This is a genomic window from Roseiconus nitratireducens, assembly GCF_008629675.1.
GTDB classification, from domain to species: Bacteria; Planctomycetota; Planctomycetia; order Pirellulales; family Pirellulaceae; genus Stieleria; species Stieleria nitratireducens.
In genome coordinates, this window is the sequence record NZ_VWOX01000025.1 from 13,610 (window position 1) to 34,323 (window position 20,714).

At 53.0% G+C, this 20,714-nt stretch carries 16 protein-coding genes and 1 pseudogene; 14 read left to right on the forward strand and 3 right to left on the reverse strand.

Annotated elements, in window-relative coordinates:
* Positions 1–421 precede the first annotated feature (421 nt).
* The 7 genes and pseudogenes from FYK55_RS30180 to FYK55_RS26325 all read left to right on the forward strand — a co-directional run.
* A pseudogene (locus FYK55_RS30180) lies at positions 422–1,506 on the forward strand (IS3 family transposase); the annotation flags it as partial.
* A 602-nt stretch (positions 1,507–2,108) separates the two neighbouring features.
* Positions 2,109–2,903, forward strand: a complete 795-nt coding sequence (locus FYK55_RS26300) for a ParA family protein (RefSeq protein ID WP_161604764.1) — start codon at positions 2,109–2,111, stop codon at positions 2,901–2,903.
* A gap of 10 nt (positions 2,904–2,913) precedes the next feature.
* Positions 2,914–3,762 carry a ParB/RepB/Spo0J family partition protein gene (locus FYK55_RS26305; RefSeq protein ID WP_150079622.1) on the forward strand — a complete coding sequence of 283 codons (849 nt, stop codon included), beginning with the start codon at positions 2,914–2,916 and terminating at the stop codon, positions 3,760–3,762.
* A gap of 1,018 nt (positions 3,763–4,780) precedes the next feature.
* Positions 4,781–5,437, forward strand: coding sequence for a hypothetical protein (locus tag FYK55_RS26310; RefSeq protein ID WP_201743818.1), 657 nt, complete (start codon positions 4,781–4,783; stop codon positions 5,435–5,437).
* Positions 5,438–5,472: 35 nt separating this feature from the next.
* The gene (locus tag FYK55_RS26315) at positions 5,473–6,822 is read left to right on the forward strand and encodes a hypothetical protein (RefSeq protein WP_235908997.1); all 1,350 of its coding nucleotides are present in this window, start codon (positions 5,473–5,475) and stop codon (positions 6,820–6,822) included.
* Between the two features lie 729 nt (positions 6,823–7,551).
* The gene (locus tag FYK55_RS26320; RefSeq protein ID WP_150079623.1) at positions 7,552–7,950 is read left to right on the forward strand and encodes a hypothetical protein; all 399 of its coding nucleotides are present in this window, start codon (positions 7,552–7,554) and stop codon (positions 7,948–7,950) included.
* A 42-nt stretch (positions 7,951–7,992) separates the two neighbouring features.
* Positions 7,993–8,343: a hypothetical protein gene (locus FYK55_RS26325; protein WP_150079624.1), complete on the forward strand. Its 351-nt coding sequence runs from the start codon at positions 7,993–7,995 to the stop codon at positions 8,341–8,343.
* A 7-nt stretch (positions 8,344–8,350) separates the two neighbouring features.
* Here the strand turns inward: FYK55_RS26325 and FYK55_RS26330 are convergent, their stop codons facing one another.
* The 3 genes from FYK55_RS26330 to FYK55_RS26340 all read right to left on the reverse strand — a co-directional run bounded on the left by FYK55_RS26330 (position 8,351) and on the right by FYK55_RS26340 (position 11,311).
* Positions 8,351–9,901 (reverse strand): nucleotidyltransferase, encoded by a 1,551-nt coding sequence (locus tag FYK55_RS26330; protein ID WP_161604765.1) that lies wholly within the window; start codon positions 9,899–9,901, stop codon positions 8,351–8,353.
* Positions 9,902–9,939: 38 nt separating this feature from the next.
* A complete protein-coding gene (locus tag FYK55_RS26335; RefSeq protein ID WP_235908998.1) occupies positions 9,940–10,980 on the reverse strand; it encodes an SAVED domain-containing protein in 1,041 nt (346 codons plus the stop codon).
* A gap of 97 nt (positions 10,981–11,077) precedes the next feature.
* A complete protein-coding gene (locus FYK55_RS26340; RefSeq protein WP_150079627.1) occupies positions 11,078–11,311 on the reverse strand; it encodes a DUF2188 domain-containing protein in 234 nt (77 codons plus the stop codon).
* Between the two features lie 227 nt (positions 11,312–11,538).
* Between FYK55_RS26340 and FYK55_RS26345 the strand changes: the two genes are divergently transcribed.
* The 7 genes from FYK55_RS26345 (at position 11,539) to FYK55_RS26375 (ending at position 20,713) form a co-directional block, all read left to right on the forward strand.
* On the forward strand, positions 11,539–12,438 hold the full coding sequence (locus FYK55_RS26345) for a WYL domain-containing protein (RefSeq protein WP_150079628.1): 900 nt from the start codon (positions 11,539–11,541) through the stop codon (positions 12,436–12,438).
* A gap of 177 nt (positions 12,439–12,615) precedes the next feature.
* Positions 12,616–15,936 (forward strand): SNF2-related protein, encoded by a 3,321-nt coding sequence (locus FYK55_RS26350; protein WP_161604766.1) that lies wholly within the window; start codon positions 12,616–12,618, stop codon positions 15,934–15,936.
* A 32-nt stretch (positions 15,937–15,968) separates the two neighbouring features.
* Complete coding sequence (locus FYK55_RS26355) at positions 15,969–16,826, forward strand: hypothetical protein (protein WP_150079630.1); 858 nt, start codon at positions 15,969–15,971, stop codon at positions 16,824–16,826.
* A 103-nt stretch (positions 16,827–16,929) separates the two neighbouring features.
* Positions 16,930–17,142, forward strand: coding sequence for a hypothetical protein (locus FYK55_RS26360; protein ID WP_235908999.1), 213 nt, complete (start codon positions 16,930–16,932; stop codon positions 17,140–17,142).
* A gap of 236 nt (positions 17,143–17,378) precedes the next feature.
* On the forward strand, positions 17,379–17,657 hold the full coding sequence (locus tag FYK55_RS26365) for a hypothetical protein (protein WP_150079632.1): 279 nt from the start codon (positions 17,379–17,381) through the stop codon (positions 17,655–17,657).
* A gap of 130 nt (positions 17,658–17,787) precedes the next feature.
* Positions 17,788–18,240 (forward strand): hypothetical protein, encoded by a 453-nt coding sequence (locus FYK55_RS26370; RefSeq protein ID WP_150079633.1) that lies wholly within the window; start codon positions 17,788–17,790, stop codon positions 18,238–18,240.
* 847 nt (positions 18,241–19,087) lie between these two features.
* Positions 19,088–20,713, forward strand: coding sequence for a tyrosine-type recombinase/integrase (locus FYK55_RS26375; protein ID WP_161604767.1), 1,626 nt, complete (start codon positions 19,088–19,090; stop codon positions 20,711–20,713).
* Position 20,714: the final 1 nt, after the last annotated feature.

Below are 20,714 nucleotides of genomic sequence, written 5' to 3' on the forward strand. Positions count from 1 at the left end.
AGATTCGATTGCGTGAGACGACAGCCGCAAGCAATGTCCAGACACACCGCTGCCGATCGGGCCTCAATGCGGCATTGAAGCGGTTGCAGCGGGGCGATCTCCTTCACTGCTGCGATTTAAGTATTCTCTGGTTCGACAACTAACGTGAGGCTGAACGGCGGATGCCGCCTTTTGGATCAAAGTACAATACTTGAGCGATTCAGTGCCTTGTCCACTAAGCAGCCATGAGACATGCTTTGCGAGCATTCCTTTTATCAACTCCCCGCGTGACCTTAAACGCCAGTCCTAAACAGACTTGGATGGGGATGCGGGGATCAAAGTTCAAGCCCGATTTCTTTTAGGAGTACTGGAGTGCTCCCCAAAACTTGATCCAGATGGTATGAGAGTCTAGAGCCCGACGACGGGCAAAGGAGACTCTCGGATGAAGAAACGAAGTAGACGACATAGCCCCGAGCAGATCGTCAAGAAACTGCGAGACGCTGAAGTCATGCTCAACAACGGTAAGAGCATGGAGGAAGTCTTGAAGGTGCTGGAAGTCAGCGAGGCCACTTTCAATCGTTGGCGAAACCAGTACGGAGGGATGAAGAGCGAAGAGGCCAAGAGACTGAAAGACCTTGAGGGAGAGAACGCCCGATTGAAACGTCTGTTGGCGGAAGCCGAGCTCGACAAGGCGATGCTGAAGGAAGCTCTTCGGGGAAACGACTAAGCCCGACACACAAACGCGAGACCGTGAAGCGACTACGACGGAAGTTTTCGGTCTCTGAGCGTCGGGCTTGTAAAGGAGTTGGTTTTTCCCGAACCAGCATCCGCTACTGCCGTCGTACAAAGACTGATGAACCTGCGATTCGCAAGCGTTTGCGTGAACTGGCGCGGCAACGTCCTCGGTTCGGCTATCGCCAAATGACTAGGTTGCTTCGCCTGGAAGGTTTTCGGGTGAGCTTCAAACGGGTGCATCGAATCTGGAAAGTCGAGGGGCTAAAAGTGCGTAAAAAACCGAAGAAAAAGCGGGCGAAAGGCAAGTCCAAGAATGCTTGCCACCGACTCCGAGCCGAGCGAATCAATCACGTTTGGAGTTGGGACTTTATCTTCGATCGAACGACACACGGTCACTCCTTGAAATGGCTTTCAATCGTCGATGAATACACTCGTCGATGCATCACCTTGGATGTCGGACGAAGTATGACCAGTGAAGATGTGATCAATCGCTTGGCTGAGCTGTTCGTGATGTACGGAGTTCCTGAGTGTATCCGGAGCGACAACGGCCCCGAGTTCATTGCAAAGGCGATCCAGCAGTGGTTGACGTCGTTGGACGTCAAGACGCTCTACGTGGAACCAGGCAGCCCTTGGCAAAACGGATACGCCGAGAGCTTTCACAGCCGTCTACGAGACGAGCTATTGAACACGGAGGAGTTTGACAGCGTGCGACACGCCCGTGCCCACGCTGCGGCCTGGCGAGAGGACTACAACGGCTATCGGCCGCACAGTTCGCTCGGCGGGCTACCCCCTGATGAGTACGCGCGTCGCTGTGCTGATTCCGCTACGTTTGCTGCGCAAACTCCGCTCCATCAGCACAGCGAAACCAAACCTGTTACCCAACCCATACTCTCATAACACCTGGACGAAAAACGGGGGCATTCCAGTACGTCAAGTGGAACCCTGCAAGACGATCGAAATTCCTTCTTGTCCTTCGATACTGATTATGTGCGACACCACCGCTAGAGTTGATGGTGATACGGTCGTGATTGAGCAACCTCGTTCTATGCCTGTAGTTCAGCTCGTCGGATCGCGGGCTCCAGCCGTCGCGAAACTAATCAACGATGAAGTAGCGATCTTTCAAAACGAGATCGCGACTCGCCATTCTGCTGCACCTAACCGAGGTGTACCGAATCGTGGGGAGCCCGACCGTGGTGCCCCCAATCGAGGCGACCCTGATCGCGGAAGATAGCTGAGTTGTACTTCGAACTCACATAGGCGATTCAGTTCCGATGAAGCAAATCGCATCGAAGGTCCTCTGATTCAGCGAGTGCTAAATCCCGAACATTGCTGCTCCGTCACAATTGACACGAGTCATTTGCATCTGCCACCTTCATCGTGGTAGCGTGGCTTCGGTGGATTCAGCGAATACAACAACGGCAATTACATCGCTGAATCGAAAAGGGGGCGTTGGCAAGACACACTTCTGTTGGCTGATGGCGTCGGCATGTCATGCGGCAGGATTACGGATTCTGATAGTGGATCTAGATCCGCAAGCGAATCTGACAGGGAGTTTCTTAGCGGAAGATGACGTCACCCGATCGGTTGAACAGCTGTTTGACCCGAGCACGGAGCCAGATGTCGAATCGTTGATCGTGTCCACGGAGTTTGAAGGCGTCGATTTGCTCCCGAGCTCATCGCGTCTGGAACCCCTCAATATTAGCGACAACTGGCATGATTCTGATCTGCACCTGTCGTTAGCGGAGGCACTTCACCAAGTGTCCAATCGCTACGACTACATTTTATTTGATTGTCCGCCGAGCTTGTCGCTTGTGAGCTATGCCGCGCTTTGCGCTTCGCAGCATGTTGTCATTCCCCTCGAAGCGGCTCGGTGGGGCGCCCTGGGAACGCAGCACATTGCCGCTGCGATCGAACTTGTGCAGCAGCACTATAACCCGCGGTTGCGTTTGATGGGCTATTTGGTCAGTCGATACAAGACGCGGCGTTCGTACCAGCAGACGTATCTGGCCGAGCTACGCAAACATTTTGGAGATTTGGCTTTTGAGACCGTTATTCCTGACCTAGCGGAATACGAAAAGGCTGTCACCGACCGAAACTTGCTTTCCAATCATTCCCCTTCCTCCCGTGCCAACAAAATTGCCAACGAACTCCTCGCCGAAGTCCAAGCCCGCGCGCAAAAACTCGCGTGAGTCCGCCGCCATGGCGGCAGGAAATGCCTTTACATCCAAACCAGCACTCCCCTCTTCGCTTTCACCCATTGCGCCAACGTCCAAGCCCGATCAGCGACGACTGAGCGGTGCCTTCATGATTTCGCTGGAACGGATTGAGCCCGACCCCGATCAACCACGTAAACAGGTTGAGCCATCGCACATCGAGGAGCTCGCACAGTCGATTGCCGCCCTCGGCGTGCTGCAGCCGATTACCGTGCGAGAAGTACCGGGAGCAGACCGGTATCGCATCGTGGCTGGGGAATGCCGCTATCGCGCTGCCAAACAGGCTGGCCTGACCGAGATTCCCGCTTGGATACGCACACCCGAACAGAAGAAAGTGCTGCTGGAACAGGTTGTCGAGAACTGGCAGCGGAGTGACCTCTCTCCGTTTGAGATCGCAGATAGCCTGGGAATCCTGCGCGATGCGAATGGGTATTCCCAGCAAGAACTGGCGAATATCACGGGAAAAAGCAAAGGAGAAATCAGCCGTATCTTGCGATTGCTTGAATTAGATCCTGAAGTTCAGCAGGTCGCTCGCCAAGACGCAAGCGGACGTATCGCACGCCGGCATCTCTATGCCATGCGTGATTTACCCGTCTCTGAGCAGCTTGAATTGCTGCACGAAATCCAGCAAGGACACCATACCACTGAATCTGTCGAACAGCGTGCGCAGCGCAAGTCGACTCCCCTGCCCCCGAAGAACAAGGCAAGACGACGAACCGAGAAGTTCCGTACGACGCATGCTTTGATCACCATGCAATTCGAGGATGACTCCCCTACTGTCGAAATGATGTTAGATGCCTTGCATGAAGTGAAACAGCGTCTGCTAGACAAGTAGACTTGGTCCGCGCGAGTGCAAACGCTGTCTAGTCCAGGTTTCCCCGGGAAACTTTGCACCGACGCTTCTTCTTGCAATCCTTTTCATAAAGGTTGATAAAATCGCACGTCACCATTACCTCTCTATTGTTGGCTTATGACGCGCAACGACCGTCGCGTCGCATCCCCATAGCCTTGACGACTGGCGCGGTATTCATCGAGGGGCACTTGATACCGCACGACAGCAAGGATTTTCAACAACGCGGCTGCAGAGACACTGGACAGTTGAGCTTGTCCTGGATACCGGTACGACCAGCGGCGTCGTGCAAGATGCTGACCGGCGACAGACATTTGGTACGAACGTTGCCACTTCTGCGGTGACTTCTGGTTTCGTCTGGGATTTTGAAACAGGCAACTCCCCCGACGCACAAAACCAATTAAAGAACCCTCCGACCAGTCCCCTCCTCGGACCGTTTGCGACTCAACATAATTATTGTTTGGCAATCGTTAATTCGAACTTGTTCAATCACTACGAATGACCGATCTATGATCGATCCATTTCAAACGGCTGAATCTTTTAGAAAACCTCGATTCAGCCCTTCAATATTGTCACTTACTTCCCCTTTATTCAATCCTGATTGAGTCATGAATCATCCATGACCTGATCGCTAGTCGTTCATCTGATCGAGTCGTTCGCTTTCAAGGAACATTGCTGCTTTTTGAACGAGTCATAAACGATCCACCTTGGCAATTTTGAAATAGTTACCCGTTCATTCCCAGCAGTCCAAAAGCGGTGTTTCGGACTTTGAACGACTCACGCATCGTTCTAGAACCGACCATAAACGATTCAAGAGTCGGTCAAAAATATCTTGAACAAGTCGTTAGTCGACTCGTTCTTTTCTCTGTACTTTGTACTCACGCAAGCAACTGTATGAACGATCCACGGATCGTTCTTCATACGGCCAAATGAATGGTGAGGAACGATACCAAACGGCAAATTAACGGCGAATACATTTATTGAACAGATCAAGAGACCGTTCGTGAACGTTAAAAAGTCGACCGTTTTTTCAATGGTGAACTGGTCGTCCAGACTGTCGGCCATTTACTTGCGTTGGAAAACCGTCTGCGCTACCCTTCTGATATTGTTCATTCTCATTCCTATGTCTGAATTTCTATCAGCGGTTGAGGCCGCAAAACTCACCACCGTCTCGGCAAGTACGATCAAGCGTTTTATTCGCGATGTCGTTGCGGCTGAAGATCATCCGAGCCGCCACCAAATTGAACCGTCTCCTGAAGAGCTCAAGCGAGCGCAGAAAGCAAAGGAGCCATACCGTTGGAAGATTGCTAAAGCGTTAGTCCTGGAGCAGTTCGGTTCAATTGACGATGCGAAGAAGGGGAGTAGCACTGGCGAAGCATCAGAGCTCGTACTGGAAATTCTCCGGAACCAGTTAGAAAGCAAAGATGAACAGATTCGGAAACTTGAAATACAACTGGACCGCAAGGATGACCAGATCATGAGACAAGACGAGCGCATGCGTGAAACGCATGTTCTAATGCAAGACCTGCAAAAGCGATTAGCCTTAACACCGGCTCCCAACGATGTCGTTGTCATTGACGATACGTCCGATGTCGCGAAGCCGAACACGTCTAAAGAAAAGCGGCCACTATTTGGCGGCTTGTTCCGAAAAGCGAAATAGGGGAGTCATCCCACCATCATTCATCCCAAGAGCACTTGACCCCTTCCTCAGATCAGAAACGGCCCGCCAATACTCGGCCCCGAACCTCCCGGTATTGCGGACTGGCGCAGCACACGCTCGTTGAACACGCACTCTGCCCGCTCGATACGCGAGAGGGGATTCAACCGGGACTCCTTCATGATGCCAGTTACCAATTCACCGACAAGCACCGCAATCGTAAGACGGCGCACGCCCAAGTGGCCGCACCGTTTGGATTTTCACCGAATGATGAGCTTTACCTCTACGGCCTGATGTCGCTGAATTTTGCTCAGACACAGCCAAGCGTTGATTTTTATGCCACTCCCTACTGGTGTCTCAAACAGCTGGGCGTTGTCGACGAGGGACAGGATCAAGCAAAACGGTTTCAAATTTTCCGCAGTGCAATTCGTCGTCTTGCCGGAGTCGTCTACACGAACGACCGATTCTACGATCCGATTCGTGGGGAGCATCGCGACGTGGCCTTTGGCTTCTTGAAGTACTCGTTGCCAATTGATCCGGCCAGCAGTCGCGCCTGGCACTTTATTCACGACGCGCAGTGGTTTGAGTTTTGCCAGGCTGTTCAAGGGAGCTTCTCGTTCGACTTTCAGACGTACCGCCAGCTCGACTTTGCTTCGCGACGCTTGTTCTTGTTATTGCAGAAAACGTTCCATCGCTTGGACGCAACGCCACCGCTAGAACTACGAAGCCTCGGGGTTCAGACACTCGGCTTTAGCCCGACACTCGAGACGAAGGCTATTCGGCAAAAGTTGATTCGCATAGCTACCACATTGCTGGACCTGAAGGCGATCGTCTTGCCACCAGCCGCCAAATCAGTTCGCGACCTGTTCGCAAAACAAAGTAAAGGGGTGTTTACGGTGACCTTTCACCGCGGCTCCTACTTCGACGGGCAGCCCTATCGCGTGACATTCACTGCCGAAGACTCACCACTTTTTGAACCGCTTGCGTCCCTAGGGTTTGATGCGGCCACCATCAAGCGTTTGGTTGAGGCTTACCCTCCGCGACTGCTGCAAGAATGGACCGACATTACCCTCAGTGCAATTGAGCAGAAACGGATCAACCAATCGCCGGAGGCATTTTTTATGTATCACTTAAAATTAGCTCATGAACGTAAAACGACGCCGCCTGACTGGTGGCGTGAGTTGCGTCGTCTGGAATTTGCCCGCCAAAGAGAAGTTCGCATCAGCGACGATGACGATGAAGATGCGTTCAAGAATTACTTAGCAGAGGAGGGGAAGTTCCTCAGCGTATTGCGAGATGCTGCGAGAAGCAAAGCCGTTAAGCAAATTGCCGCCACATCAAAACCAATCGGAACACGTTCCGCGACGCTCCACCGCCAGCAGCAATAACCCGCCAACCAGGCAATTGCTCCGTTCGCGTAGAACTGGTAATACCGGTAGTGGTTCTCGACGAGCGTCATGTAGGCTCCAAGGCTAACCTCCAAACGGCCAAAGTTCCATGATGGACGACGAAGTCCCGTTGCGTGATGCAGCGAATCAATAAGCAACCATCGAACAGTGCTGGCGAGCAGACCGAGGGTCAATGCCGCAACGGTCGAGTACAGAAACCCGCCCACACTAAGAAATTGCGACGCGGCTTCACCGTATAGCCAGTTCCAAGCGATATCGCTTACCTGTCCAAGGCCTGCCAGTAGAACGAACCCTGGAAGAAGGTAGGCGATCACGAGCCCGAAACTCTTGGAATCAACTCCGTTCACTGGTGGACCGTACACCCTTCAGGCGGCAAATGCAAACGTTGGTTCGCTGGCGAGATGCAGCGGTTCGGGCAGAGGCAGGTCGCGAGGGGGCCATCACTCACGAATCAGTCAGGCAGGAATGCGAACCAGGTAGAACGGATCGCCGACAAGCTTGAGGCTTGGCCGTCCTACGAAGTCGTCTCATTTGTCGTACCGAACGACGCTTCGCATTCAAAACCAAGTCGCGGCTTGGAAAAACAGCCCTGCGGCAGAGTAGCAGTTGCTTCGTTCGCACGGTCAAGGTGCTTTCTGCGAACTCCACCTTGAACCGCCCTCAGAAACCGCCGGTGCCGCAGCATTCTATTCTTTCCCAAATCACATCATGGATCACACATCCGAACACATTCCTACCCAAATAACACACGATCAAGCGACGGCATTGTATCGAGCCTGCCAAAGCGTGCTGGAGCATCGCGATTGCTTGTGCGACAGCGACTTTCGAAATTGCAGTGTTTGTCAGTGCCAGTCGGCCGTCGAAGCTATTCACGACTCGTCGATTGCGATCGATAGCGAACTGCACGTCACGCCTGAGCAGTTCATGGAATTCTTTCGATCAGACGATTTTCATCAACAGATGTCCGATGACGATTGCCGCGAACTGTTCGCCTACGCCCTCAAAGGATCCAGTGACTTCACCACAGGTTTCCTCAACGACATTCTGTCCGACTATTGCGTCGAGAATCTGATCGTCGTTAACACTGACACACTGGACGGGCAATAGCGTCAAGCTCGTTTGCGTGTAACGCTTGCAAGCCGGATAGCGATGCTGCACAGTGTCAGCATGAAGCTAAAAACTGTTCTCGATGTTTCCACGGTTGCTGTTTTGCTTTCGGCCGCCGTGTATGCCTACACGGCACTCGTGCCAGACAACGGAGTGTCCCCGGCCATCGACATGGTGCGTAAAACGACTACAGGCAAAGACTATCCGTGGCAACAAGAGTGTGACGCAACTTGCGCAAAATTTCTCGGAACGACCGCGATGCAGGAGATTGACGGCGCCGGCTGTAACGACCTCTTGATTGGCTTCATGTTTGGGCTCGGAAACGACTACGAGAAGGCTTTGCGCGACAGGATCGTTTCGATTCCTGGCTGCAGTCTCTCGGGGATGCGGTAGCGATCATCTATCGAACATTCACCACAAACTCACCACTTCTCGAAACGCAAATACCATCCTTGACAATGAAGCACTCTGCCCAGTGCATCCCTGAATACTTCGTGGACTCATCGTCTTTGACTTTGCCCGATCGCTTCCCATCGTAGAAACCCCCTCGCAGGTCATTTGCACTGCCTGCTTCTCGACCGCTATTCACGATTTGCCAGTGCACGCTGTAAGGTTTTGGAACATCCGTGATCGCTTCAAAAACCAACCCCACATTCTTCGGCAATGCCGAGCTGTTGCTCCTGAAAACAGTTGGTCGGAATCCATTGCGCATGTATTTGGCCTTAATTTGAGTTTGGTACCTCGTCGGTGACATGTGCCAACGAGGTGGCTCGCGATGAGCCACGTCAAAACGCAGATACTTCCCTAACGTGCGACCAAACGCGGATTCAACAATCGCGTTGTTAGCAACCAGTTGGGGCGCGTATGTATCTGCAACGCGTCTTCCTATGTCACCACCGAACGACTCGACGAGCGTTCGCTCAAGCCCTTTGGGCGTCGACGCGTTCAGGATGTCGTCAATATCCTCTTGAAGCCATCCGATCCACTGGAAGAACGCGTCCGCTTTTTCGCTACCTTCGTCATTCCATCGGTCAGCGAAGTTCTCGTTCGGGTTCACGGGATTCCAAATAACCCACTTGTCGTTTTCACACTTTATCAACCCAGTTTCTTGATATCTTTGGATTCGATCGACCAAGTTGGCTAGCGTTGAGTACACATCCGGCTCTCCTTGGTACGCCAGAGCAGCCAAGGTGTTAATGATGATGGAGATTGGACGATCTTCCCAATTCTTCAATCCATTAAATCTGACGTCGCGGTGACGTTTCAAGACTTGGATTGACCGCTGCAGGGGCGTTCTTACAAGTTGATCTGGGACGTCATCTACACTTGCGAAAATCTCCATATTCTCAAGGTAGATTTCGCGTTTACGCAAAGGCGAGAGTTCTTCGAAGATCGCCCGCTGTCGCTCCCTAAACCAATCCGCATATCCCGCTGGATTCGTGAAGCCCCACGAGTAGACGCAGCTTACCTTGTTGAGATCGGTTAGAGCAACCGATTGAACCGAATGGTGTTCCGAGACGTTTGAAAACCGCTGCGGATCCGGGATACACGGAAGTATGTCTATGTGAAAGCCAGCTCCATCTTGCTCCGCGTAGTTTAACGTCCAGCAGCGGCGTCCTTCCCCGTCGAGCATTTCTGAATAAGTGCCGTGCTCTTTTAATCGGTTGCCTACCAGATGACGAATCGTCTTTGCTGTGGTGTTTTGCTTGGGGTATGGCAGCACACATGCGAGATCGATGTCGTAGTTGGTTTCTTTGCCATCGCGAATTGGGCGAACAACTGTGCCCAAACGAAATGAACCCTGCGGATAAATAGAAGGCTCACCGTGCGCACCTGGATAGTGCCCATCATTCAGCCACCGCCCCACCGAAGTATATCGCTCTACAGCTTGCTTGTACTTGCTTGGGGGAATGTCAAGTTCTTCAGCAAGCTGGCGAAGGATCGAGTTCACGATCAAGGTTCGGTTGTCGATGACTGAGTGATGCATGCCTAGACCTGGGAAATGGTTATGGTTCGTATGAATCCACCGCTCTTGCGGTTTTGGTCGTACACGCGGAAGGGAAGATCTGCTTTTGGCATCCAAATACGACCGAGCTCGACCGCAGCGGCAACCGGAATTGCTGGAAAAACCGACAGCTCACACGATTCGCCATGCCGAAGCTTGATTTGATCAAATAGCTTCCTCATGGTTTCGCGGAAGAGTTGCAACTGAGCTCTACTCTTGAGAAAGTCGTTTCCAGGTTCGGTTGGAGTGACGGTATAGATGCAGCAGTCGTCGCCTAACACAGAACGCACGCGGTCGTTTGTGACACTTGCACTCAACGCAAGATTGATTGCGACGGCAGTTGCGGATTCATTGCCATCTTGCAGCACCTTGAACTCAAACGGCTTGTTGTGTTCGAGCCAGCTCCAGGTTGAAGGCTCCCGATGGAGTTGATACACGTCAGCCATTGGGATGTCAGATAACAACCTTCCCAACTCAACCAACAAAGGAATGGGGGCCAATGCAAACACCGAAAGGTGCACAGCATCAACCGTTAAACGCGGCTTTACACGTTCGGCAAACTGACGCCGAAGATGTTCCACCTCCATTGTCCAATAGAGCTGTTCGTCATCTCCGATTGAGGCGTTTCCAAGACTCAGCGATATTGGTTCGTGGCTCGCGGGATACCGATCTGGAAGCAGGGCCAATTTTGCATTTTGAATCGTTAGCGGCGTCCCGTGTTCGCCGATCCTCGCACCATACATAAGAACGTGTGAGCGGCGCTCTTGATCAATGGCCGTTACAAGCTCAATGCGGCTCTCATGAGCTTGTTTCATTTTTTGCAAACGCGCAACTGAATGCCCCGCGACATCAACCTTGTCAATCAATCGATGATGCGCATCGCAAAGAAGCATCAAGTTGGAAAGGTCAGCCTTGAGCTTTTCTGAAAGCACTGGATCGCCGCGCGGCCCCGTGGGCTTATCAGCGATAATGTGCGCAATGTATGCCTGGTTGAACTCCGCCTTCGTTGCCTGATCGCGGAACAACTCTCGATTACAACCCTCGTACTGACAACGACCGGCAGCTCTGCCCCAAAGGCAAAGCCTAATCGGTTCTGGAACGTTTGATACTGACATCTCGGTGCTAGTGCTTCTTATCCTTCGGTGGGTTCGGATCATTGCCGTAGCTGTCGGAATCGCGAATCTGGCCGTTGGGGCGGTGAATCACGAGTTCTGTTTTGTGCGTCTTGGCGAGCTCTTTGCCAGCGTCAATCGCTTGTTGCTGAGTTGGGTGAACGGACGATGCCCGCTCAGCCCCTTCTCGCTTGACTGCCCAGCCGTTTTGCCCGGGGACAACGTGGTAATCCTTCTTGGTCATGGCTTTCTCAATGAAAAAATGAAGTGGTGTTGGCTGCCCAACGTTGGGAGCCGTAAAGGTTTGCCGCTTACGACGATTGCGCCGAAAAGCTGCGAATCTGACGACTAGACCTTCGTTTTCTGGTCCCTCCCCGCATTGACAGACACTTGGCGATCGATGAAGATCCTGGTGGGTCAAGTTACTTGACCCGTACAGAAAGTATACGCATCAGAATCGAGCCCGCAACCGTGGTACAACCGGAAAAGTCAGAAATTCGCCATAGTGTCCAACGTAGACTCGAATTCATCGAGTTTCGTTTGTTCTGGGAGGGGCAAATCAACCGGTCGGATATCGTCGAGCAATTCGGAGTCTCCGTTCCGCAGGCATCAGGGGATCTGAAGCGGTACCAGGAATCCGCCCCTGATTTCATTCGCTACGACAGCCATCTGAAGACATACCGTCCTACAGAAAGGTTCAAGCCGGTGCATCTACGGCCTTCGGCGGACGCCTATCTATCCCAGCTGCGATTGCAAGAATCTGGATATGTTGCCGAGGGTGAGACGTGGGCTCAGCAAATGCCCGACTTCTCGGTCGTCCCGATCCTTCGTCGTCCCGTTGGACCGGAGATTTTGCGAGCGGTAATTGGCGCGGCTCGTGACTCCCACGCTTTGAAGGTTAAGTATCAGTCCGCTTACTCCAATACAACGACGTGGCGATGGATTGCCCCGCATGCATTTGGATACGACGGATTCGGTTGGCACGCGCGGTCCTGGTGCCTTCGCCGCAAATCGTTTCGAGATTTCGTTCTCACGCGAATCGTGGAGGTCGACGGTTCCAAGCCAGAGAAGATCAATCGAGCGGAAGACGTTGAGTGGAATCACTCCGTCACACTCGTTCTTGAGCCGAACCCAAAGCTAGCCCCGGGAGACAAACGCGCCGTCGAACTCGACTACCGAATGGAAGATGGCAAGTGCAAGATCGAGACTCGGGTCTCTTTGCTCTACTACATGATGGGGCACTTGTGTTTGGCCCCGGAGCACGATGCGCTTGACCCAAAGGTTGCTCGACTGGTGTTGGTAAACCGAGATGAGGTCGAGCGGATTCGAAAAGCGGTGAAGAGCCAAATTGCTTCGGAGGCGCAGGCGTGACTTTGCAAAACTTCCAACAACGAAGAATCAGCGGTTCGTCGCCCAAGAAATTTGCCCAATCCGCATGGCCAGTGACCAAACGTGTCAAACACATCCGCTACGCTCGGATGCCAACCCCTCAGGGGAGCGATTCTTTGCCAGCATTCCGGTATCGTATGTCCGTAACTGATTTTTAACTTGGGGCAATCTATGGAACACGAGCGATACAAAGCACTTAGCATTCGACAACCCTGGGCGGAATTGATCCTCCGGGGCGATAAGTGCGTGGAGTATCGCTCTCAGGCCACCAAGATTCGAGGGACAATCTACATCTATGCGGCACAAGGTCGACCTGACGTTTCGGATGCCGAGGTTCAAGACGCTGTTGGTCAACCATGGGAGCAACTCGACAAGGGCGTCATCGTTGGAACCGTCGATGTCGTCGGCTGCGATGAAACGGAGTCCGGTTTTGAGTGGCGATTAGCGAACCCAAAGCGACTTGAAACGCCACTGAAGCCAGACAATCAGCCTCAGCCAGTTTGGTTCAATCCGTTCGATTCAGTCTCGTTGGATGGCGACACTGAAGCTGGCAACCTTGCCGACGAGCCGATGAACGCATCGACGGGCCACGTCAGTAGTCCGATGTTGCAAATGGGCGGCACGCTCAGTGGTGATTGCTGCACCGCCTATCACGCGAAACTATTCGCTCACGAGCTGCTGCGACGTAGTCCGTCGGATAGCGTCGAGCGATTCACAGCCGCGCTGATGGACAGCCAAGTCGATCTAAACCCACATCAAGTCGATGCGGCTCTATTTGCGTTTCGATCACCGCTCTCGCATGGTGCTATTCTTGCTGACGAAGTTGGTCTCGGCAAAACCATCGAAGCGGGGATTGTGCTTTCGCAAAAGTGGGCTGAAGGCAAACGCAAAATCCTGATCGTTCTGCCCTCGAGCCTGCGCAAGCAGTGGCACCAGGAACTGTACGACAAGTTCTATCTGCCCTCACAAATCCTGGAATCAGCTTCCTTCAACAAGGCACAAAAGCAAGGTAAACGAAACCCTTTCGACACGAACGAAATCGTTCTTTGTTCCTACCCATTCGCGCGTAACAAAGCGAAGTACCTGGAAGCGATCAAGTGGGATGTTGTCGTGATCGATGAGGCCCATCGCTTGCGAAATGTCTACAAGACCGGCAACAAGATCGCCCGCCAGTTGCGTTCGGCACTATCTCACGCTCCCAAGCTCTTGCTGACAGCCACACCGCTACAGAACTCTCTATTGGAACTCTATGGCCTAGTCAGCTTCATCGACGAACACACCTTCGGCGATTTGAAAAGCTTTCGGGCTCAGTTCGCCAGACTCACACCCGGCGACAGCTTCGACGATCTGAAAGAACGATTGAGCCTGGTCTGCAAACGCACGCTGCGTCGTCAGGTGCTGGAATACATTCGCTACACGCAGCGCAAGGCACACACGCAGGAATTCGTGCCGTCGGCGGAAGAGCAACGGCTTTACGACCTTGTCTCTGACTACCTGCAACGCGACGGACTCAATGCGCTACCATCTAGTCAACGGGCGTTGATGACGTTGGTGCTGCGCAAGCTCTTGGCATCGTCCACGTTCGCCATCGCCGGCGCTTTGGAATCGCTTACAAATAAGTTGAGGAGATCGCTTCAAGAGAACGCTTCGCAGAAGAAGCCGCCCGAAGAGATTGAAGAAGACTTTGACGCCTACGACGAACTGTCGGATGAACTCTCAGCCGATGAAGACGATACGCCGGAGCCGCTCACGCCAGAACAACGGGCGGCGATTGAGAGCGAAATCGAGGAACTGACCGAGTTCTCGCAACTCGCCCTGCAGATCTCCGAGAATGCGAAGGGTATGGCGCTACTGGGTGGCTTGGAAATCGGCTTCCGCATGGCCAAGGAACGCGGCGGGGCGGAAAAGGCGATCATCTTCACGGAATCGCGACGCACCCAGAACTATTTGCTGCGTCTTCTGTCTGAGAACGGCTACGCCGATCGCATCGTTCTATTCAACGGCAGTAACACCGATCCCAAGTCGCGCGAAATCTATGCAGCATGGAAAGAACGCCATGCGGGCACTGACAAGGTCACTGGTTCACGCACCGCCGACACACGAGCCGCGTTGGTCGACTACTTCCGCGACTCGGCCCAAATCATGATTGCCACCGAGGCGGCAGCCGAAGGGATCAACCTGCAATTCTGTTCTCTTGTGGTGAATTACGATCTCCCGTGGAATCCGCAGCGGATCGAGCAACGGATTGGACGTTGCCATCGCTATGGCCAGCAACATGACGTGGTGGTCGTCAACTTCCTGAACAAGAACAACGCGGCGGACCAGCGAGTCTACGAGCTGTTGGCCGAGAAGTTTCAATTGTTCGACGGCGTTTTCGGCGCGAGCGACGAAGTTTTGGGCAGCATCGAGTCCGGCGTCGATTTTGAAAAGCGAATCGCCGAGATCTACCAAACCTGCCGCACCAGCGACCAGATTCAAACTTCTTTCGATGAATTGCAACGCGAGCTGGCAGACAAGATCGATGTCAGCATGAAAGATACCCGCACCAAGTTGCTGGAAAACTTTGATGCAGAGGTTGCCGAAAAGCTTCGTGTCTACAAGGAAGATTCGGCCGCGTCGTTGAATCGGTTCGAGTCGTTGTTGTGGGACACCACGCGATTCGTACTCGATGGCAAGGCAACGTTTGATTCCAGCAGTCTATCGTTCTGGCTCGACCAGACACCCGTCGAATCGGCACCAAGCGGCCGGTATACCTTGCCGAGACGGGATGACTTTGGGCACCACTATCGGTTGCAGCACCCGCTGGCACAGCACGTATTGTCGGTGGCTTCGGAATTAGCAACTGATGGCTGTGAGTTGCGATTTGATTACAGCTCGACAGCGCGGAATATCGCTTCATTGGTCCCGCTGGTCGGTTCGGAAGGTGTGCTGGCCATTCGACGACTGACGATTACGTCGCTCGATTCAGAAGATCATTTCCTGTTCGCCGGTTTGACCGGCGACGGAACTGAACTGACAGCCGAGCAAGTTCGGCGGCTGTTCAGCTTGCCAGCCAGCGTTGTTGCAGCAGACGCTATCGATGCTTCGCAAGTCAACGCAAGTCTGGATCGAGCCAAGTCAGTGATCCTTGGTGAAGTTTCCGAGCGGAACGCCGATTTCTTCGAAGAAGAGATTGAGAAGCTCAACCGCTGGGCGTCCGATCGACGAGCGACCCTGAAGAACAAACTGAAAGACTACGACAGCGAGATTGCGGAATTGAAGAAGCAGGCTCGCACGGCACGCAATCTTCCTGAGAAGCTTGCGATGCAGAAGAAGATTCGTTCGCTCGATAAGAAACGCGATGAAGCCTGGAAGGAATACGACGAGGCGGCCCGCGACATCGAGCGACAGAAAGACACCTTGATAGACCGAGTGGAACAGCGGCTTGAGCAAGAGCTGCACGAAGAAACGCTGTTCACCATTCGTTGGAAGTTAATTTGATCAAACATGCCAAGTCTGGCAGGATTCATAGCATGACCGAACCTGAAAAATTGCCCCTAACTTCGATGGATATTGCCGCGCAACGTCGTGATGAACTTAAGGCGTTGTTTCCAAACGTATTCACCGAGACGAAAAACGAAGCGGGCGAACTCATTGAGAGCGTCGACTTTGAGAAACTGAAGGCGGAACTGGGAACATTCAGCGACATCTTTGAGAACCGACGCGAGCGGTACGGCATGGATTGGCCAGGCAAAAAAGAAGCAATGAGGTGTGTGCAGCGCCCCGCATTGGGCACGCTACAGCCTGATCTGGACAGGTCCGTTGACTTTCTTACTGCACAGAACGTGTTTGTCGAAGGTGATAATCTTGAAGTCTTAAAGCTGCTGCAAAAAGCTTATTATGGATCGATTAAGATGATCTACATTGATCCGCCATATAACACGGGCAAACAGTTTATCTATCCAGATGATTTCAGCGAGAGCTTAGAAACGTACCTCGCATACTCAGGTCAGGTGAACAGTGAAGGCTACTACGCGGCGTCAAACTTGCGCGTCCATCGAACGCAATTTCCGGACACGACACTGGATCAATTCCGCGTTCTGTTTCTAACAACCAACGACTATCGCGTCCGTAAGACTGCGGAAGAGATGAACAGCAGGCCCGGTAACGAGCTGTGGCTGATGATGAATCAACGACGCATTTCCGCTGGAGATTTTTTCAGCGGCCCGCATGCACTGGACAGCACCGGCGAGTATGGGCCGTTACTCACTGGCTTACCGAATATTGTTGCTTCGAACGAAGCAGCCAACCGACCACATGATGCTTGTCACTCTCAATCGATTGCCGTCAGGGGGCAGTCGAAAGCGAGTCATGCGTGTGGAACTTCGTGATCGCACTTGCGATCGTTTCAATTTCATTCCCCCTTTAACTATGGCTGACACATCATCCAACAAACCGTCTACTGAACCGATCAAAGTCTTTCGTGCCACTGGCATGAGCGTCGCAGTTTTTGCCAACACGGCAGACGATGGTCGCACGTTCTACAAGTTAACGGCACAGCGTATTTATCGCGGCGGCGATAACAAGTTTCGCACCAGTAACAGTTTCTCCGTCGGCGAACTGCCTCAGTTGATCTTGTTGCTTCACCGTGCCTGGGCGTTTGCCAGCGACTTGGAAGAAGATGCGAAGGCACCAGCGGAGAAGTAAGTCGAGTATGTGAGCGAGTCTCGTCCCTGACCGAGGCTCGCTCAGCGAGCGTATCACCAAATGGCATTGAACAGAGTGACTGTGCCTGCTCATCGCAGCAGTGCCCGTCGGATTGCCTTGCCGGATCAACACCCATTGTTTCATCGAGCAGCACCCATTTTGTGCCTGCCCGATCTTGGATGAGTTTCACCTGACCAATACATGGTCAGTTTCTCTTATTGAAGCAAAGGGTCGTCATGAATCGTCAGAAACCAGAACAAGTCTTTCGTATCGGCGCAGTCAGCGGCAGCATTTTCGCTCGCAAGATTGAGAAGGCCGGAGAGCCAGATCGGATCGTTCGCAGCGTGAATCTTCAGAAACGCTACCGCGACGGCGAAGGCTATAAGTTCAGTTCGTCGTTTGGGCTCAATGAGTTACCCCAAGCAATTGAGGTGCTGCGATTATCGCTTGGCTACGTGGCCAATGCCGAAGCCTCCGTTGCGTCCCAAAACGATGACTTCGACGCGGACTTCTAGTTCGCGTGCCCGCTCACCTGTGTTTCTCTCGCTGCTCGCTTGGTTGCGGACAGCCGAGGGCGAGAGTCACGCACGGTGGTTGGTTGCGATCGGATCGCAACCGTTTTTCATTTCTTTCCCCTAACCCAAAATGGCAACACGATCATTTATCGCTCGAAAAACAAGTAACGGCTATGAAGGCTGCTACTGTCACTGGGATGGTTATCCCGAAGGTGTTGGTAAAACACTTGCTGAACATTACCTAGATGAAGGCAAGCTCACCTACCTACTTAGCTTCGGTGATATATCATCCTTGGGACCGAATATCGGCTGGCAACATGATTTCGACCAGCGTGACGATTTCGGATCCACGACGTTTTATGGGCGAGACCGAGGCGAAACTGGACCTGGTATTCAGACCAAGTACTACCGCAAACTGCAAGCGTTGCTCAAAGCAGCAGCGAATATGGGATGCGAGTTCGTGTACTTGTACGATGCTGGCCGCTGGAAGGTGGCGAGCCGCGGACTTCAGTTTTTCGGAATGAACGATGGCGACAAGTTCTCGCGATTTGAGCAACTAGAAGCTCACGTGGTCTTGTCGTAACTGCCTACTAAGACGTTGGAATGCTTCAGTCCAGCGACCGCAATTGCTGGGCGGAGTCTTCCGCGTCTGAAGCTGTGTGTATTCGACCGCACCACTTGCCCCGTGCAATGGACGTCGTTGTCCGCAGTCGTAATTCGTTTCGGCCACCTGGTTGAAGCTCTCTTTCAGAACATTCCCTTTCTCCCGGAGTGTTCTCTCGTTTTTTGCGTGACCGAGCCTCTGCCGGTCACATTCTATCCATTAAAAAAGAGAGTGATAACGATGAAGGTCGTCATACATGGTTGGCAAAAGAAAGGCTCCTGCGTGTGGTGCCAACGCGAGAAGGAAGTGGTGAAGAGCAGTTTCCAGGACCGCATTCTTACGAATGCACTTCTTTGCTGGAAGTGTTTGGCAACGGTTGTGCGGGTGCAGTCACAGGGTCAGCAGGCCGAGACGAATGAATCCGACGCGAGTGCTACTGAGGCGACGAAAGAAAGCTAACTGAGTTACTTGTTTTCTGCCCAACCGATGCCGTGGTCATCTGCCACGATTCCCACGGCATCTCATTCCACTTCCTCATTTCTTGCCTGGATTCTCGCAATGCCTCACATCACTTCGGGCGTGATCCATGCCCACGAAGCATACAGCAAACAAATGGTGCTCCAACGTCTAGGGATTTCTCAGAAGTTCTGAGATAAGCTATTGGACGATGGACTGCCCTACACCATTGTTGGTCACTCGCGTTGGGTGACCGGGCAAGCTCTCATCGAGCATCTCAATCGGAACGCAGAAAAGAAAGGAGAACCCATTGATCTTTGAAAATTAGCGAAAGGAGAACGCCATGCCCAGAAAACCGGAACTTGGCAACGTGCAGGTCTATCCCAATCGTCCTCTCACCGAGAGGGATACAACGGGATACGTCTTGCAGTTTTATTGTCCGATCCGTGGCAAGCGGATTCGTCGAAGCTGCGGTACTCGTGACCGCAGAGAAGCTCGCAGCGTGATGCGTGAATGCAGCAGGCGATTGCTTGATGGCAGTTACGTTCGGTCTGGCGGAGCGATAACCGCGCTCGATGAACAGTCGCGGCCGACCGTGGCTGACGCGGCGATTTCATCGGGGCCAAATTGTGAAACAGACGAGAAGTCTTGGGAGTGGTGTTACCAAAAGTACCGTCACTTTCGCACCTCGCGAACCAAGAAAGACACCTTCAAGCATTCTCGGTCGCGATTGGGAATTGCCGAACGGATCTTTCAGGGCTACTTCGATGATCGGGGTGGTAACGGAAAGCTTCTTGTAAAAGACGTGATGACGCTGGAAATGGTCGAGTACCTGCAAGAGCGATTGTTGGCCGGAGACGAATGTCGCTATGACTCGCGTTCTCCCAATACGGTCAACAGCATGACTGCTAGCGTGATGGCGTTTGTTCGCTTTTACGCCAAGCGGGAATGGATCGACCGGGTGCCCGATGTTGAACGACTAAGCGTCGACGACGTGATGAAAGGTCGCCCCATCACTGGGGAGGAGTTTGATCGCATGCTTGCCGTGACCCACAAAGTCGTCGGTAAGGATGAAACAGCGGCTTGGCAATTTGCATTGCGAGTTGTTTGGTTTAGCGGATTCCGTGTCGGTGACCTGATGGATTTTCACTGGGAAGATGAACGGCATATTCGACCGGTCTGGCCGAAACAGTCAGGAGTGTTTCCTACCATCACGGTTCCCTCTTCTCAGAAGAACGGTAAGGTTCAAGAAATCCCCATGCTTCCCGAGCTGGACGAATTCTTGAGCCAAGTTCCCGAGGGCCAGCGAACGGGCTGGATTGTCGATCCTTCACCCTTGCATTGTCAGGTTAAGGGTGTCGCTGTCTGGTTTCAGCCGTGCCGTGATGACTTGCGGGCGTGGGCCAAGCGATACAGCAACCTTGAGATCGCCGCCGCGTGCGGCGTGACCGAGACGACGGTTCGCAATTGGCTTAAGAGAATGAAAATCCGGCGGAGCCGTGAATTCAAAGTGTCCACCGGCTCGATTCCAGCAGAGGCGATTGCCGAAGCCAGGAGTCGTTCCGAACGAGGCACGGGAAGTGTTGTGACGCCACGATCACAGCGACTGACCAAAGACCGAGTGGGCCGCATCATCGCTTTAATCGGCGAGGAAGCGGGTGTGGTGGTTCGGACAGAGGATGAACGAACCAGTACGCGGGTAAAGGACGCCAGTGCTCACGACATTCGTCGCGGCTGTGCCCAGCGTCTCATCAACGCAGGGGTATCAGCAGAGACGCTCAAGGTCGTGATGCGGCACGCAGACTTTGCCACCACCGAGAAGTACTACGGCGCGACGCGGTCGGCTCAGGCTGCCGCCAGCGAAGTACGTCAAAAGATGACCGCTGAAGCACCTACGGATGCATTAGTGGGTCGATTAGTGGGTCGAAAAGAAAAAGCTCCCGAGCTGAATGCTGAGGAGCTTTTGAAGCTAAAGGCTTTGCTTGAAAGGCTTTAAG